Below are 16,073 nucleotides of genomic sequence, written 5' to 3'. Positions count from 1 at the left end.
ACCCCCGGGCGGGTGACGCACCCCGCGGCCGAGCCGCCCACCACCCCACCCCAGCCCGCCCTTTGACCAGCCCAAAGATGCGTTTATGCAGGTGAGAAGCGTGCGCGGGCTGCTTATCATCGGTGTGTCGGCCGCGCGACCCGCCGTCGGCGCAGCCTAAAGGAGCCCTCGCCGTGACCACCCCGCAGCAGACCCTGACCGGCGCCACACTCGACGTCGACCGCACCGACGCCGCCTACCGCCTCTGGCTCAAGGACGCCGTGCGCAAGGTCCAGGCCGACGCCAACCGCTCCGCCGACACGCACCTCCTGCGCTTCCCACTGCCGGAACACTGGGGCATCGACCTCTACCTCAAGGACGAGTCGACGCACCCCACCGGCAGCCTCAAGCACCGCCTCGCCCGCTCCCTCTTCCTCTACGGCCTGTGCAACGGCTGGATCCGTCCGGGCCGCCCGGTGATCGAGGCGTCCAGCGGCTCCACGGCGGTCTCCGAGGCGTACTTCGCGAAGCTGATCGGCGTGCCCTTCATCGCGGTGATGCCGCGCACGACCAGCGCCGAGAAATGCCGCCTGATCGAGTTTCACGGCGGCCGGTGCCACTTCGTGGACGACTCGCGCAGGATGTACGAGGAGTCCGCCCGCCTCGCGGCCGAGACCGGCGGCCACTACATGGACCAGTTCACCTACGCGGAACGGGCCACGGACTGGCGCGGCAACAACAACATCGCCGAATCCATCTTCCGCCAGCTGGAGTTGGAGCGGTATCCGGAGCCCACGTGGATCGTCGCCACGGCCGGCACCGGCGGCACGTCCGCCACCATCGCCCGCTACGTCCACTACATGCAGTACGACACCCGCGTCTGCGTGGCCGACCCGGAGAACTCCTGCTTCTTCGAGGGCTGGACCACCGGCGATCCGGACGTCACCTGCGACTGCGGCTCCCGTATCGAGGGCATCGGCCGACCCCGTATGGAACCGAGCTTCGTGCCCGGCGCCGTCGACCGCATGATGAAGGTGCCGGACGCGGCGAGCGTCGCCGCGGTGCGCGCCCTGGAGCGGGCCATCGGCCGCAAGGCGGGCGGCTCGACGGGCACCGGCCTGTGGAGCGCCCTGAAGATCGTCGCCGAGATGGTGGCCGGGGGACGTACCGGCAGCGTGGTCACCCTGCTGTGCGACCCCGGCGACCGCTACCTCGACAAGTACTACTCGGACGCCTGGCTGGCCGAGCAGGGCCTGGACATCTCCCCGTACACCGCGGCGATCGACACGCTGCTGGCCACGGGCGTCTGGCCGGACTGAGGCGCCTGACCGGAGTGAGGCATCGGGACAAGACGTCCGGCTCGGGTGACGCGCTCGGCAGGAGTGACACGCCCGGCCGCGGCGAGCGGGGACGACTCACCGCGGCAGCCGCCGGCCGGCGCCGTCATCGCGTCCCGGAAGGCCCTCCCGTACCGGGCCGCGCCAGTCTCAGCACCGCCCGGAACACGGGCGTGCCGTCGGCCGCTAACGTCCTCTGCACCCGCGTACCGTCACCGGCCGCGGCGAGCGGGGACGACTCACCGCGCCAGCGGCCGGTCCGGCGCCGTCATCGCGTCCCGGAAGGCCCTCCCGTACCGGGCCGCGCCAGTCTCAGCACCGCCCGGAACACGGGCGTGCCGTCGGCCGTGAACGTCCTCTGCACCCGCGTACCGTCACCGGCCGGCGCGAGCCGCCGCTCCTGGACGAGCGCGCGGGCGCCCGGCACGTTGGTCTCGTCGACGCGATACGCGTACACGCCGGGCGACTTCGCCACGAGGATCGTCCCCCTGAACCGGGAGCCGCCCCGCAGCCGGATCTGCCGGCCCGCACCGGCGTCGGTCGGCCCGGCCGGCGTCACCGCCGAGAACCACTCCGCCCATCCGGACACGTCCTCGGCGAGCGGAGCGGCGACCTCCCGCGCGAAGTCCAGCCGTACCGGAGCGGACCGGACGAAGTCGGCATCCACCGGACGCAGACGGCGCGCCATGGGAACCCCCTGTGTGACGAAGAGGGACCGGGCGCCTCAACCTGGTTCACGGTCCGTCGGATGTCTGCGCCCCGGGACGGCGTCAGAGCTCGTCGGCGCCCTCGTCCTCGCCCGCGACGACCAGCTGCCGCAGATGCTCCGCGATCTCCCGACGCGCCTCTGCCGCCAGCCCCGCGTCGGTGACCAGCGTGTCGACCTGGTCCAGCGTCGCGAAGGAACTCAGGCCCACCGTGCCCCACTTGGTGTGGTCGGCGACCACCACGACCCGGCGCGCCGACTGCACCAGCCGCCGGTTGGTCTCGGCCTCCGCGAGGTTCGGCGTCGACAGACCGGCCTCCGCCGATATCCCGTGCACGCCGAGGAACAGGACGTCGAAGTGGAGCGCGCCGATCGCCTGGTCGGCCACCGGCCCCACCAGGGAGTCGGACGGCGTGCGCACCCCGCCGGTCAGCACCACCGTGGCCGCGCCCTGCCGCGGGCCCGAGGACCGCTGCGCCGCGTGGAAGACGTCCGCCACCCGCACCGAGTTCGTGACCACGGTGAGGTCGGAGACCTCCAGCAGGTGATGGGCGAGCGCGTACGTCGTCGTACCGCCCGACAGTGCGATCGCGGAACCCGGAGCCACCAGTTCCGCCGCGGCCCGCGCGATGTCCTCCTTGGCGCTCAGCTCCAGACCCGACTTGGCCTCGAAGCCCGGCTCGTGCGTGCTCGCCTCCAGCACCGGCACCGCACCGCCGTGCACCTTCTCCAGAACGCCCTGGCGGGCCAGCGCGTCCAGGTCGCGGCGGACGGTCATGTCCGACACGCCGAGCTTGCGGGTGAGCTCGTTGACCCGCACGCCGCCGCGCCGCCGCACCTCGTCCAGGATCAGGGCGCGCCGCTGCTCCGCGAGGAGGTTCTGATTCTCACTCACGTACGCTCCGGTCCTTTCCTCAAGCCGTCCCCCACGCCCTCGCACCTGCTCCGACTAGGACATTCTCCCGCGCCCGGTGCATGGGCGTCCCATATTCGCACGGCTCGACCCGCGTCGCGCCACCGGCTGCGCGACGCGCACATGTCACTTTCGTCTCATCCGTTGCTCGTTCCTCACACGGATCGGGGAGATTCCGTGTCGGGGGGTGTGCGGCGTCCTTCCAGCGGCGATCCTGGTCCCGCATGGACATGCTGACAGCGCGTCCAGGGACAGTGCGGAAGACACGGGGGAAGTGCGAACAGTGGAAAGCGCGCAGGAACGTGGCGTGAACGACGGGGCGGAATGCCCCCCACCCCGGCCGGCGGGAACCGGGGCGACCCTGGAACTGCTGGTCCACGGCGTGGGCGGTGCCACGCCCGAGCACATGCTGGACGACCCGCGCACGGTGCGGGTCTCCGGGGACGACACGGCGGCCGTCTTCCGCCGCGCCGACGACGTGGAGGCGGAGAACCGTCCCACCGGCCCCGCCACCGACGGCCGCCCGGTGCCCGAGGCGTACGTCTGGTGCAACCTCACCTCCGGGAACGGCGCTCGAGCCCTGTGGCTGCTGCTCCTGCCGTTCATGGTGGCCAACCTCGCCCACTGGATGCGCCCCTCGGCCCACGACCGTGCGCGCACCGTCCGGCTCTACGGGCTGCTGGTGCGGCTCGTCGGCCTCAGCCTGACCGTGCTGCTGGTCGCGGCGGCCTGCGAGGTCGCCCTTGACCTCACGGCATGGCAGTGCGCGGGCACGCGCGCGTGCGCCGAGCGGCACACCTGGCTGGGTTTTCTGTCACCCACCGCCTCGGGCGACGGCTGGTGGAGCCCGCCGGGCCGCCGCCTGGCCCTGGCGTCCCTGGTGCCCACGGTCCTGGTCGGCCTGCTCTGGTACCTGTCGCGGCGCACCTGGAGCGCGTACGAGTCCGAGCAGCCGCTGGTCCGCGAACCCGGCGAGGACACCGCTCGCAGCGCGCTGGGCCGCCCCGGCTTCTGGTACGGCCGGCGCCTCGTCGCCCGGCTGCGCGGCGCCCACACCGCCGCGGGCCTGCTGACGGTGGCCGCCGCCGTCGTCCGGGCCACCGCCCGGTACGACCGTGGGACGGGCGGCCCGGCCGCGCTTCAGACCCTGGGACGGCTGCTGGAGGTGGCGCTGGTGCTGGGCGCGGCCGCGGTCGTGGCGGTCATCTGCCGGCGCGGCCGCAGCGAAAGGCACCTCGACCGGAAGCTCGACGCCACCCTCGTGCGGCACCTGCCGCTCGGCGCCCTCGTCCTGCTCGTCCTCACCCTGGTCCACGCCTGCTGGGAGCGCCCGGGGTGGGCCTCGGACGGCCGGCTGCCGGGCGACGCGGCCTTCGGCGGCATCACCCTGGCCCAGGGCCTGCTGGTGATCGTCCTCGCGGTCGTCGCCCACCTGCTGTACCGCAGCGATCCCGATCCGCGCACCGCGATGCGGGGCCTGGCCGGGCCGGCCGTCGCGTTGCTGGCCTGCGCACTGGGCGGCGTGATGTCCGGAGGCGTGTCCCAGCGGGTCGCCGACTGGCTGGACGGCACCCGGGCGTCCATCCCCGGGGCGCCGGTCGTGCTGACCTGGCAGGCGTCCGTCATCCCGCCGCTGCTCGTGGTCCTGCTGCTGTTCGCCGCCTGGCAGGCGTGGCGCACCCTGCGGCTGGCCCGCGCCGAGCGTGCCGTCGTGGAACAGGACTACGCGGGGGAGGCCGACGACCCGGACCGCACCCGCCGTATCGCCCGCACGCGCGCGATGGCCACGCTCACCGACCGCGGCCCCCTCTTCGTCGCCGCCCTCTCCGCCGTCTCCCTGGTCCTGGGCACCGCGGCGCTGGTGGGCGCGATGACGACGGGCCGGACCCCGAGCGACGCCGCCCGCACCACCCACCCGTTCGTCCACGGCGCCGCGGACACCGCCCAGGCACTCGGCTCCTGGCTGATCGGCTTCGGCTTCATCCTGTTCGTCACCCTGGGCCGGCGCGCCTACAAGGACATGTCGGCCCGGCGCACCGTCGGCGTCCTGTGGGACGTCGGCACCTTCTGGCCGCGCGCCGCCCACCCCTTCTCACCGCCCTGCTACGCCGAGCGCGCGGTGCCCGACCTGACCTGGCGCATCACCACCTGGACCCGCTCCACGGGCGGCCGTCTGGTGATCTCCGGCCACTCCCAGGGCAGCGTGCTCGCCGCCGCGGCGGCCTGGCAGCTGACCCCGGCCGTGCGCAAGCGGGTCGCGCTGCTGACGTACGGCTCACCGCTGGAGCGCCTGTACGGCCGCTGGTTCCCGGCCCACTTCGGTCCGGCCGCCCTCGCCGCCCTGCACGACGAGGTCGACTGCTGGCGCAACCTGTACCGCGTCACCGATCCGATCGGCGGCCCCGTGCAGGTGCCCGCCGGCGACGGCCCGCAGGTCGACTGCGAGCCGATGAGGGACCCGCTGGCCCATGCCCGTAGCGATCTCCACCCGCTGCCGGCGCCGATCCTCGGCCACTCCGACTACCAGGCCGACCCGGCCTTCGACCGGGAACGCGGCCGACTGCTCGACCGGCTCCGCCCCGGTCTGCCGGGCCAGCGCCCGGGCGGCTCGCTCTGACGAACGGCGGCCACCCCCGCGGGGTTCGCGCTCACGCGAGGTCCGGCAGATCCTCCGCATACAGCAGGGTCAGGTCGTCCGTGCTCGGCTCGTCGAGCTGGGCGACCCGGCTCGCGTGACGCTCCACCATCGCCTCGAACGTCTGGCGCGCGGTACGGCCGTTGCCGAACGCGGGCCCCTTCGGGAGCGCCGTGAAGTACTTCAGCAGGGCCTCCGGGGCACCCGGCGCCAGCCGGTACTCGTGCTCCTCCGCCTGCTGCTCCACGATCCGCAGCAGCTCCTCGGGGCCGTAGTCGCTGAAGGTGATGGTGCGTGAGAAGCGGGAGGCGACCCCGGGGTTGACGGACAGGAAGCGCTCCATCTCGGCCGTGTAGCCCGCGACGATCACCACGACCGCGTCCCGGTGGTCCTCCATCAGCTTCACGAGCGTGTCGATGGCCTCCTTGCCGAAGTCCCGGCCCGCGTCCTCCGGGGACAGCGCGTACGCCTCGTCGATGAACAGCACGCCGCCGCGCGCCCGTTCGAAGGCCTCCTGGGTGCGGATGGCGGTGGAGCCGATGTGCTCGCCGACCAGGTCGACCCGGGACACCTCGACCAGGTGGCCCTTGTCCAGCACCCCGAGCGAGGCGAGGATCTCGCCGTACAGCCGCGCGACCGTGGTCTTGCCGGTGCCGGGGGAGCCCGTGAAGACCAAGTGCCGCTTGACCGACGCGGCCTTCAGCCCCGCCTGCTGCCGACGCCGGCCCACCTCGATCATGTCGGTGAGGGCCCGCACCTCGCGTTTGACGCTCTCCAGGCCCACCAGGGCGTCCAGTTCGCCGAGGACGGCCTTGGAGGTCCGCACCGGTGTCTGCGGCTGTGCGGCGGCGACGAGCGGCTCCTGCTCGGTGCTGCGCTGCCCGGGGATCGCCCCCAGCAGGCCCGGCGACTGACCCGCCGTCTGCACGGCGGGCTCGGAAGGGGCCGTGGGCGTGCGCAGCCCCGCACTCTCGTCGCTGGTGCAGTCCTCGACGACCGGGCCGGTGCCCGACCCGGCGTCCGGACCGCCGTCCGCGAACTCGTAACCGCCGCGCGCACAGCGCTCCGTACGGCACTTCCTGAGCGTCGTGCGGCAGCCGTCGAGCACGTGGAAACCGTATCCGCCGCTGCCCCGCACCCGGCAGTCGAGGAAGCTGCCGCGGCCGCCCGCCGAGACGTAGAAGCCGGCCTCGGCGGGGGAGTCGACGGTGCACCGCTCGATGGTGGGGTCGGCGCCCTTGGTGACGATCACGCCGGTCTGGGTGCCGTCCAGCGTGCAGTTGCTGAGGGTGCCGCCGCTGCCGTGGTCGCGGAACCACGCGCCCGTCGCGGCGTCCCGGATCCGGCAGTCGTCGAGCTGCGCGGTCGCCCCGTCGCTCACCGACACGGCCGTGTTGCGCACCTGGGACAGGTCGCTGTCGACGACGTCCGCGCGCGAGCCGCGGTCGAGGACGAACAGCGCGTCGGGCACGTCGTGCACCCGGCAGGAGTCCAGCACCGCCGTGGCGCCGTCGCTGACCCACACAGCCGGGTAGTCGCCGGTGCTGTCGAAGATCTCGCACTGGTTGGCGTCCACGCGCGTGCCCGGGTCCCACACCGACAGGCCGTTGCGCCCGAACTGGCGCACGCTGGTGCGGGTCAGGGTCAGGACCGAGCGGGAGCGCAGGTCGACCGCGTTCTCGGGGATGTCGTGGATACGGCAGTCGGCGAGGGTGAGCACGGCGTCCGTGTCGAGGGTGACGCCGTCGGCCGTGGTGCGGTGGACGTCGCAGTCGGTGAGGTGGGCGGTGGCCCGGCCGGTGATCTGCACACCGCTGCCGCGCACCTCGTACACCTCGCAACCCACGGCCTCCAGCGCCGAGTTCTCACCGGTCGCGGTGAGGCCCGAACCCGAGGCGTGGTGCACCCGGCAGCGCTCCAGACGCGGATGCCCGCCGCCGCGCACGGCCACGCCGGCCTGTCCGGCCGCGACCACCTCGCAGTCCTCGAACACCCCGGCCCCGCCGTCGACCACCGCGATCCCGATGCCCGCCGGGTTGTCGACGGTGCACCGCCGCACGGTCGGCCGCGCGCTGCCGCGCACCTCGATCCCGGTGGCGGACCGCGTGACGACCCGCACGTCGGTCAGCTCCGGCGTGCCCTCCTCCACCAGCAGCGCGGGCGCCGCCGCGTCCTGGCCCTCCACGTGCAGGTCCTGGACCACCGCCGAGGCACGCACGGTGAGCGGCACCCCGTCGACGGGCGCGATCCGCACGGAGCCGGGGGAGCCCTCGGGCCCGCGCAGCGTCACCGCCCGCTGGACGACGAGGTTCTCCCGGTAGGTCCCCGGGGCGATGGTGAGCACGTCACCGTCGGCCGCGGCCTCCAGGGCGGCGGCGAGCGATGCGTACTCACCCGTGCGGCGCCGCCACCGCGATGTACCGGCGTGCGTCACCTGGACCGTGCCCTGTGCCATGGCGTTGCTGTGCCCCCACCTCGGTCGTACGGATGGCTCGTTCGCCTCGTGGCCCCACAGCCGGCGCCGGGACCCGCGAACGCGCCCGCCCCGAGGGGCTCTCGCGCGCTCGCGCGCTCGACACCGGCGCGCCCCTGAAGCTCGCTCGCGCGCAGGTCGATGCCGAAGTTCGCTTCGGCCGGTCCACCGTAGCGTGCGCGCGGACGCCGGGTTGACCGGAGCCGGAAGGCTGTCAGCTGCCCGTGCCGGTCCTGCCCCAGTCCGGGCCCGCCCGGTCCCAGGCCTGGTCCCAACGCGCGTACCGGCGAAGGACCATGCGCCGGACGATCAACCGTCTGCCGCCCTCGACCAGGCAGGCGGTCAGCAGCGTCGCGCCGAGCCCGGCGAGCACGGCGTGCGTCGTCGCCGTGGCGGGGTCCAGCGGGCGGACCACGGTGCGCCCCTGCGCGTCGGTCCACAGCGCGAACCGGTCCCCTGGTTCGGGGGACTTGAGGTGGGTGACGACCGGGCCGTTCTGCCCGGTGCCGTCCGGCGCGGTCCAGTGGGCGAGCACGCGCGTGCCGCTGTCCCGCAGCGCCGCCTCGGGGTCGGCGGCGACCGTGGCAGGCTCCAGCTCCCGGACGACGGTGGCTGTGACCGGGTGCCGGGACTCGCGCTGCTCACGGACGGACCGCTGAAGGCTGTCCTGGGCGGCGGAGCCCGTGAGGGAGCCGATGACCGGCGCGACGAGCAGTATCAGCAGCAGGGCGGCCAGCGAAACCCAGCCCTCCACGAGATCGGTCGTGCGGCGCAGCGGATTGTGCCGCCAGCGCCACAGGCCGCGAACAGCGCGCATCTCCGCACCCCCTTCCCGCTCCATGACAACCCCCGGCGGAGCCGTTCACACGCGATCCGGGTGAAAGAGAGAGCGACATCACCTGTGGCCCGGGGCTTTCATGAACGTCTCACGAAAACCCAACGCCCGGGTCGCACCCGCGGGTTCCCGCGCCCTCGCACTTCCCGGCGACAGCGCTCAGGCGAGGACACGGACCGGGTCACCGACCCGGATGGTGCCCGGGGACCGGGGCACGAGGTTCTGCCCGAAGACCAGGCTGCCGCCGATCCGTCGGTGCCGCCCGAGGGTGCGCAGGGGCTCCCGGCCGCGCTCGGCGGTGCCCTGGTCGGTCGTCGTGACCACGCACCGGCCGCACGCCTTGGCGACGCGGAACTCGACCTCGCCGATCGCGATGCGCCGCCAGTCGTCCTCGGCCCAGGGCGCGGTGCCCGCGACGACCACGTTCGGCCGGAAGCGGTTCATCGGCAGCGGGCCCTCCTCGGCCAGACCGTCCTCGGCTATCAGCGCGTTCAGGGCGTCCAGCGAGGCGACCGAGGTGAGCAGCAGGGGGTAGCCGTCGGCGAACGTGACCGTCTCGCCGGGCAGGGCGTACTCCGGGTCGACCGGACGGCGGGTCGCCGGGTCGTCCATGTGGACCAGACGGGTGTCTTCCCCGACGTACGCGCTGCACCACGCGTGCGCGACGTCGTCGGCGAGGACCCCCTGCACCTTGTCCCCGAAGATGTCGAGCACCACCGTCTCGGCCGGCTCCGGGACGGACACGGTCAGCGGGTCGAGGCCGGGCGCGGACAGCCGGACGCCGCCGGGCACGAGCTCGGCGGCGGCCAGCGCGAGGCGCGGTCGCTGGCGTTGCGTGACGACCTTTCCCCCGTCGTCGATCAGCACCCAGCGTCTGTCTCCGGCCAGCCCCCAGGGCTCCACGACGGCCTCACGGGACTCCAGGCCCCGCAACGCCTTGACCGGATGAACATGAATCGACTGCAGCTCCGCGCTCCCCATGAGGCCATCGTGCCAGGCGGCACCGACAACCGGCGGAGCGATCAGTAACCGCGGTACTGCTGGTTGTTGTACGGGTCCTGGTACGGCGCCGGGGCAGGCCGGGGAGCGGCCGGGCGCATTGCCTCGTAACCCGTGGGGCCGGGCGCCGCGGGACGCGGCTGCTGGGGCTGCTGCGGGCCGGGGTAACCGCGCGGCGCGGCGGCCTGCTGCGGGATGTACGCGGTCGGCGCCTGCTGCAGCGGTGCGGGCTGCGGCGCCTGGGGGTAGCCGTAGGCGGGCTGGGAGGGGGCCGCCGGGAGGGCGGGCAGCGCGGACGGGAGGGCGGGCAGGTGGCTGCCCGGCGTGTCGTACGCGGCGGGGACCCGGATCGGGGCGATCTGCGGGGTGCCCCGCTCGGCCACGAGCGAGTCATAGATCGGGGTGTCCGGGAAGGAGGCGGAGTAGTAGCCGCCGCCATAGGTGGAGCGGGGGGAGGTCATGGCACATAAGTTAAGCCCACGATGTGCTGGTTGGGGAGACCGATAAGAGGGTTGTTTTCCGTGTCCGCGGTGACGTGGGATCCCCAATGCGAGCGAACTTGGGAAAAAAGGGCACCGAGTGGCGCTCGGATCGTGTAAAGGCTCAGTTCCCGGGGGGTTACCGGCGGTTGGCCACTTGTCTTTTCGCGCTCCTGATGGGCCTTCGACGCCCTGGGTCATAAGTTTGGAGCGGAGAGATGACCCGATGGCTGCCGGGGCTCGACCTGGCGTGGTGATCAGGTGATGGGGGCGGACATGTCAATGCCTAAGGGATCGAACGTCCCGGTGCCGACGACGGCGCTGCGGGTGGAACTGGGATGGCGCTCCGGGCCCGGGGTGCCCGACACCGACGCCTCGGCGCTGCTGCTGGTGGGCGGAAAGGTCCGATCGGACGCGGACTTCGTTTTTTACAACCAGCCCCAGCACTCCTCCGGAGCGATCCGGCACGAGGGCAAGCGGGACGCCGGCGGCCGGGTCACCGACGCCGTGCTGGTCGACCTCGCGCGCGTGGAGCCCGCCGTGGAGACGGTGGTGCTCGCCGCGTCCGCGGACGGCGGGACGTTCGCGCAGGTACCCGGGCTGTACATCGAGGTCAAGGACGCCGGTGGCACGGTGGTGGCGCGATTCGAGAGCACGGGCGCGACCGTCGAAACGGCCTACGTGCTCGGCGAGTTCTACCGGCGCCAGGGCGCCTGGAAGTTCCGCGCCGTCGGACAGGGGTACAGCAGCGGCCTGGAGGGCCTGGCGACGGACTTCGGCATCACGGTGGACGAGCCGCAGCACACGGCACCCAGTGCGCCGCCGACGCCCACCACCCCGCCCGCCCCCACGGCCCCGCCGCCCGCGCCCGTGCGGCTCACCAAGGTCACGCTCACCAAGGCCTCCCCGTCGGTCTCGCTCAGCAAGCAGGGCGGAACGTCGGGTGCCATGCGCGTGAACCTCAACTGGCAGGTACGCAAACAGTTCTCCGGGTGGGGCAGCAAGCGGGGCCGTGCGGTCGCCCTGCACTCGGACCTCGACCTCGACCTGTGCGCCCTGTTCGAACTGAACGACGGCAGCAAGGGCGTCGTCCAGGCCCTTGGCAACGCGTTCGGGTCGCTGCACCAGCCGCCGTACATCCACCTCGACGGGGACGACCGCACCGGTGCCGTGGAGAGCGGCGAGAACCTCACCATCAACCTCGACCACCAGCACGCCTTCCGGCGCATCCTCGTCTTCGTCACCATCTACGAGGGCGCCCGGTCCTTCGCCGACCTGCACGCGACGGTCACCCTGCATCCGCAGTTCGGCGCGCCGATCGAGTTCTCCCTGGACGAGTGCACGGTCCCGTCCCCGGTGTGCGCGCTCGCGCTCATCACCAACACCGGCACGGACCTGGTCGTCCAGCGCGAGGCCCGCTACCTGGTGCCCGATCGCGGGGTGAGCATGCAGCGGGCCGTCGACCGCGCCTACGGATGGGGCATGAACTGGACGCCCGGCCGGAAGTGAGTCCCGGCCGCGTCACCCCTCGTCGGGGACCGTGTCCGGGCGGGTGTACGTGCGGCCCTTCCAGGCCGCACCGCGTCCCCTGTAGTGCTGCACCGCGGAATCGACCGTCATGAGGAGGTACAGCAACGCCGTGAACGGCAGCAGGGGAGCGAGCCACGGCGGCTGCCCGTAGTAGCGGAGCATCGGCAGGTACGTCCCCGTCATCACCAGCCACGCCAGTGCGCCCAGCACCGCGGTCGCCGTACTGCCCAGGGCCGGGCCCACGACGAGCGCCACGGGCGGGACCAGGTACACCACCACCAGTCCGGCGACCGTCCCGGCCAGCAGCAGCGGGTCGTGCCGCAGCTGGGCGTAGGCGCTGCGCGAGACCATGCGCCACAGGTCGTGCAGCCGGGGATAGGGCCGCACGCTGTCCACCCGCTCGGCGAGCCCCAGCCAGAGGTGCCCGCCGCTGCCGCGCACGGCCCGCGCGACGGCCACGTCGTCGATCACGGCGTGCCGGACGGCGTCCGGGATCCGCGCCCGCTCGACGGCCTCCATGCGCAGCAGTACGCAACCGCCCGCCGCGGCGGCGGTCCGGGCTCCCTTCCGCCCGATCCGGCGGAACGGATACAGCTGTGCGAAGAAGTAGACGAAGGCCGGCACGACGAGCCGCTCCCACAGGCTCTCCACACGCAGCCGCGCCATCTGCGAGACCAGGTCGAAGCCGCCGGTGCGCGCCGCGGCCACCAGCTCCCGCAGGCTGTCCGGGGCGTGCGCGATGTCGGCGTCCGTCAGCAGCAGGTACTCGGGGGCACGCGCGCGTGCGAGGCCGATGCCGTGTCGCACCGCCCACAGCTTGCCGGTCCAGCCCGGGGGCGGCTCACCGGGCGAGTCCACGGTCAGCGGCAGCCCGCCGTACCGACGCGACAGCTCGCGCGCCAGCTGCCCGGTGCCGTCCGTGCTGCCGTCGTCCACCAGGAAGATCTCGGCCCGCCCCGGGTAGTCCTGCGTCAACAGCGACGGCAGGCCGGCCGGCAGCACCGAGGCCTCGTCGCGCGCGGGGACGACGACGCAGACGGACGGCCAGACCGCGGGGTCCGTCCGGGGCGGCAGCCGCACGTCCGTACGCCAGAAGCCACCCTGAAAGAGCAGCAGCCACAGCCACGCGGCGAGGGATCCGGCGGCGATCCACAGCAAGGCGCTCACCCGCGCAGTGTGCCCCACCGGACCGGCCGCCAGAGGCCCATCGTCTATCGTGACCGGGTGAAGATCGCGCTCATGGACTCCGGTATCGGTCTGCTGGCGGCCACCGCAGCGGTACGGCGCCTGCGCCCCGACGCCGATCTTGTACTCTCCCTCGACCCCGACGGCATGCCCTGGGGGCCCCGCACCCCGGAGGACCTCACCGAGCGTGCCCTGGCCGTCGCCGAGGCCGCCGCCGTGCACCGGCCCGACGCGCTCATCGTCGGCTGCAACACCGCGACTGTGCACGCCCTCACCGCCCTGCGCTCCCGCCTCGAACCCGCGCTGCCCGTCATCGGCACGGTCCCCGCGATCAAGCCCGCCGCGGCGGGCGGGGGACCCGTCGCCATCTGGGCCACGCCCGCCACGACCGGCAGCCCTTACCAGCGCGGACTCATCGAGAACTTCGCCGACGGTGTGGACGTCACCGAGGTGCCGTGCTGGGGGCTCGCGGAGGCGGTCGAACGCGCGGACGAGACGGCCGTCGACGCCGCCGTTGTCGCGGCCGCCGAGCTGACCCCGGACGACGTCACGACCGTCGTCCTGGGCTGCACCCACTACGAACTGGTCGCCGAGCGCATCCGTGCCGCCGTGCAGCGTCCCGGCCTGCCCCCGCTCGTCCTGCACGGCTCCGCAGGAGCGGTGGCCGCCCAGGCGCTGCGCCGGCTCGGCGTGCACCCCGAGCCCGGGGCCACGCCCCTCGGCAGTGTGACAGTGCTGCTGAGCGGCCGCGAGGGCGTGCTGCCCGCACCCGCCCTGACCTACGAGGAAGGCCGGCTGCTGACGGCCGCCAGTCCCGTGCGGTGACCATCGGCCACTGATCGGAGCCCCTCGGTCCGCATCGGTTCGGGACGCGCCGGTCACTGTGTGCGACCCGCTACCCGCTCAGCGAAACATGAGTACGCTCGATGACATGAGGGACCACCCCCACGGCGAGCACACCCCGCCTCCCGACGTCTGGACCGGCCGGGCCACCAACCGGGTCCAGTGGTTGCTGGCGTTGGTCGGCGCGGCCTGCCTGGCGCTCGGCATCGAGCTGGCCGTCGCCTCCGCGTGGACGGACGAAGGCCTGGCACCGCTGGTGATGTCCGTCGTCGGCTGCATCGCGGCCGGGCTGCTGGTGCTGTTCGGCACCCTGGCGTTCGTGCACGTCGCCCTGCGGGTGGACACGGAGTGCCTCGAAGTGCGCTGCGGCCACATCGGCGTGCCGCGCCGGCGCATCCCGCTGTCGCACGTCGTCGGCGCGGAGTTCGTGCCGCACGTCACTCCCCGGCACTGGGGCGGCTGGGGCTACCGCTGGCGGCCCGAGAAGGGCACCGCCGTCGTCGTACGGCGTGGGGAGGGCGTGGCGCTGCGCCTGTGGGACGGGCACACGTTCACGATCACCGTCGACAACGCGGAGACGGCCGTACGGGTCATCAAGGAGCGGCTGCGGCCGACGACCCCCGGGCCGGTGCGCTGACGCACGGGTGCGGTCGGCGAGGTCACGGCACGAGCCGTCCACGCGCTGGACGGGCCGCCGAGACACGGGAAGCGGTGCGCCGAGGGCCCTCCACCACCCGCGGTGACGGCGAGCTGAGGCACAGGGAAGCTGTCGGGCGAGGTCACGGCATCGGCCGGTCTCGCGGTACGACGCTCTGCTGCCGGGCCGGCTCCGCCGTCAGCGGGCGGGCCGTGGCCAGGCCCGCGAGCAACCCGGCGCCCACCGACACCGCCGTGAAGCTGAGCGCGTTGCCCACCGACGCGACGGACGCGAGCGCCGTCAGTGCCGCGCCCGCGCTCAGCGCGACCGCTGTGGGCCGCGCGGTACGCCACAGCGCGTACAGCATCCAGCAGAAGGCGGCCGCCAGCAGCGCCACTCCAATGGCCCCCTGCTCGGCCGCCTGTTGCAGAAGCGCCGAGTGGGGCTTGCCGTCGGACAGCGGGGACGCCCCCGAGGTCGCGCTGAGCTCCCCGAAGCGCCCCGGGCCGACTCCCACGGCAGGTTCCTGCCGGGCCAGCGCCAGCGCGTCCTGCCACAACTCCACCCTGTGCCGGGTCAGCGGCCCCTCCAACGACGCGGCCGGCCCGCCGGGCAGCGCACCGCTCGCGACCGCCCAGGTCAAGCCGGTCACCGACGCCGCCACCACCGCAAGCCCGGCGAGTCCCGCACCCCGGTGGGACACCCGGCCGGCCGCCAGCGACCACAGCAGTACCGCGGCACCGGCGAGTACCCCGGTGGTCGTGCCGAGCACGGCCGCGGTCGCCACGATCCCCGCCGCCACTGCCCACAGGCCCGGCCGCAGCGCCGGTACGGCCGTGGACCAGGCGGCGCAGCACGCGGCACCCGTGGCCAGCGCGAGCAGGGCGGCGGTGGCCCCCGCGTGCCCCAGCGGTGCACCGGGCTGCGGACCCGGGGCGAGGTGCGGAACGCCGATCGTCAGCGCGGCTCCGGCCAGCGCCCCGGTCAGGGGCGCGGCGACCGGCGCGAGCGCCCCGCAGATGCGCCCCGCCGCGTAACCGGCGGCCACGGCCAGCACCGCCAGCAGCACACCCTCCGGACGCCCGCTGTGCGCGGCCGCCGTGATCAGCGACCAGAGCGCACAGGCGCCGAGCACGGCGACCCCGGCCGCGTCGGAGGAGCTGCGTCTCGCGCCGTCCGCGTCCGCGTCGGCCACGGACGTCACACCAGTGGACCCCACCCGTCCCCCCGCAACCGGCCGCTTCCCGACCTGTGCCGGCCCGGGCCGTCCTGCCGCGCGACCTGGGCTCGGGCACACGGTAGCGGCTTGTGGGCGGTTTGTGGATGAGTGCCACCGACTTGTGCAGAAACGATGCATCGCCGACGGCGGGCAGGGCTGCGGCTGCCCAGTGATGGCGGTCACCGCGACGGCGGGCAGGGACCGGAGCGCGCCGCGGCTGCCCAATGGACGGGTCTCACCGACCGGCACGCAAAGGGGTGCGTCACCAGCGGCAGGGACCGCCGGGGCCGTGCTGTCGGCTGC

General features: G+C 73.7%; 12 protein-coding genes and 1 pseudogene. 5 read left to right on the top strand and 8 right to left on the bottom strand.

The genetic code is table 11. The annotated features are described in order from the left end of the window. Positions 1-173: 173 nt before the first annotated feature. Positions 174-1,298 carry an L-cysteine desulfhydrase Cds1 gene (cds1, locus tag IPT68_RS04390; protein ID WP_189697366.1) on the top strand — a complete coding sequence of 375 codons (1,125 nt, stop codon included), beginning with the start codon at positions 174-176 and terminating at the stop codon, positions 1,296-1,298. A 257-nt stretch (positions 1,299-1,555) separates the two neighbouring features. Here cds1 and IPT68_RS04385 read toward each other — a convergent pair. Together IPT68_RS04385 and IPT68_RS04380 are read right to left on the bottom strand one after the other, a co-directional pair. Next, positions 1,556-2,004, bottom strand: a pseudogene (locus IPT68_RS04385) (SRPBCC family protein). An 82-nt stretch (positions 2,005-2,086) separates the two neighbouring features. Further along, a complete protein-coding gene (locus tag IPT68_RS04380) occupies positions 2,087-2,917 on the bottom strand; it encodes a DeoR/GlpR family DNA-binding transcription regulator (protein ID WP_189697367.1) in 831 nt (276 codons plus the stop codon). 301 nt (positions 2,918-3,218) lie between these two features. Here IPT68_RS04380 and IPT68_RS04375 point away from each other — a divergent pair, with 301 nt between their 5' ends. Continuing rightward, positions 3,219-5,552: a hypothetical protein gene (locus tag IPT68_RS04375; protein ID WP_373300523.1), complete on the top strand. Its 2,334-nt coding sequence runs from the start codon at positions 3,219-3,221 to the stop codon at positions 5,550-5,552. 31 nt (positions 5,553-5,583) lie between these two features. Here IPT68_RS04375 and IPT68_RS04370 read toward each other — a convergent pair whose 3' ends face one another. The 4 genes from IPT68_RS04370 to IPT68_RS04355 form a co-directional block, all read right to left on the bottom strand. Continuing rightward, entirely contained in the window at positions 5,584-8,025 is a 2,442-nt protein-coding gene (locus IPT68_RS04370; RefSeq protein ID WP_189697369.1) for a right-handed parallel beta-helix repeat-containing protein, read from the bottom strand. A 232-nt stretch (positions 8,026-8,257) separates the two neighbouring features. Then, positions 8,258-8,860, bottom strand: a complete 603-nt coding sequence (locus tag IPT68_RS04365) for an Rv1733c family protein (protein WP_189697370.1) — start codon at positions 8,858-8,860, stop codon at positions 8,258-8,260. Between the two features lie 177 nt (positions 8,861-9,037). Continuing rightward, complete coding sequence (locus IPT68_RS04360) at positions 9,038-9,859, bottom strand: MOSC domain-containing protein (RefSeq protein WP_189697371.1); 822 nt, start codon at positions 9,857-9,859, stop codon at positions 9,038-9,040. Positions 9,860-9,900: 41 nt separating this feature from the next. Continuing rightward, a complete protein-coding gene (locus IPT68_RS04355; protein ID WP_189697372.1) occupies positions 9,901-10,338 on the bottom strand; it encodes a DUF6643 family protein in 438 nt (145 codons plus the stop codon). A 300-nt stretch (positions 10,339-10,638) separates the two neighbouring features. Between IPT68_RS04355 and IPT68_RS04350 the strand changes: the two genes are divergently transcribed. Continuing rightward, positions 10,639-11,865 carry a TerD family protein gene (locus IPT68_RS04350; RefSeq protein ID WP_189697426.1) on the top strand — a complete coding sequence of 409 codons (1,227 nt, stop codon included), beginning with the start codon at positions 10,639-10,641 and terminating at the stop codon, positions 11,863-11,865. A 12-nt stretch (positions 11,866-11,877) separates the two neighbouring features. Here the strand turns inward: IPT68_RS04350 and IPT68_RS04345 are convergent, their stop codons facing one another. Then, positions 11,878-13,071, bottom strand: a complete 1,194-nt coding sequence (locus tag IPT68_RS04345; RefSeq protein ID WP_189697373.1) for a glycosyltransferase — start codon at positions 13,069-13,071, stop codon at positions 11,878-11,880. A gap of 39 nt (positions 13,072-13,110) precedes the next feature. On the opposite strand from IPT68_RS04345, the gene IPT68_RS04340 reads away from it, so the two are divergent. Together IPT68_RS04340 and IPT68_RS04335 are read left to right on the top strand one after the other, a co-directional pair. Then, complete coding sequence (locus IPT68_RS04340) at positions 13,111-13,896, top strand: glutamate racemase (RefSeq protein WP_189697374.1); 786 nt, start codon at positions 13,111-13,113, stop codon at positions 13,894-13,896. A gap of 106 nt (positions 13,897-14,002) precedes the next feature. Next, positions 14,003-14,551, top strand: a complete 549-nt coding sequence (locus IPT68_RS04335) for a hypothetical protein (RefSeq protein WP_189697375.1) — start codon at positions 14,003-14,005, stop codon at positions 14,549-14,551. A gap of 142 nt (positions 14,552-14,693) precedes the next feature. Here the strand turns inward: IPT68_RS04335 and IPT68_RS04330 are convergent, their stop codons facing one another. Then, positions 14,694-15,755 (bottom strand): O-antigen ligase family protein, encoded by a 1,062-nt coding sequence (locus IPT68_RS04330; protein ID WP_373300524.1) that lies wholly within the window; start codon positions 15,753-15,755, stop codon positions 14,694-14,696. Positions 15,756-16,073: the final 318 nt, after the last annotated feature.

It is taken from the genome of Streptomyces chromofuscus (genome assembly GCF_015160875.1).
Taxonomy (GTDB): domain Bacteria; phylum Actinomycetota; class Actinomycetes; order Streptomycetales; family Streptomycetaceae; genus Streptomyces; species Streptomyces chromofuscus.
Note: the sequence above shows the minus strand (reverse complement) of the source record. Positions and strands in the feature narration are given on the sequence as shown.

Coding starts and splice junctions, on each gene's coding strand:
- IPT68_RS04370 (WP_189697369.1), bottom strand. CDS start 8,025: ATGGCACAGGGCACGGTCCAGGTGACGCACGCCGGTACATCGCGGTGG.
- IPT68_RS04365 (WP_189697370.1), bottom strand. CDS start 8,860: ATGCGCGCTGTTCGCGGCCTGTGGCGCTGGCGGCACAATCCGCTGCGC.
- IPT68_RS04360 (WP_189697371.1), bottom strand. CDS start 9,859: ATGGGGAGCGCGGAGCTGCAGTCGATTCATGTTCATCCGGTCAAGGCG.
- IPT68_RS04355 (WP_189697372.1), bottom strand. CDS start 10,338: ATGACCTCCCCCCGCTCCACCTATGGCGGCGGCTACTACTCCGCCTCC.
- IPT68_RS04350 (WP_189697426.1), top strand. CDS start 10,639: ATGCCTAAGGGATCGAACGTCCCGGTGCCGACGACGGCGCTGCGGGTG.
- IPT68_RS04335 (WP_189697375.1), top strand. CDS start 14,003: ATGAGGGACCACCCCCACGGCGAGCACACCCCGCCTCCCGACGTCTGG.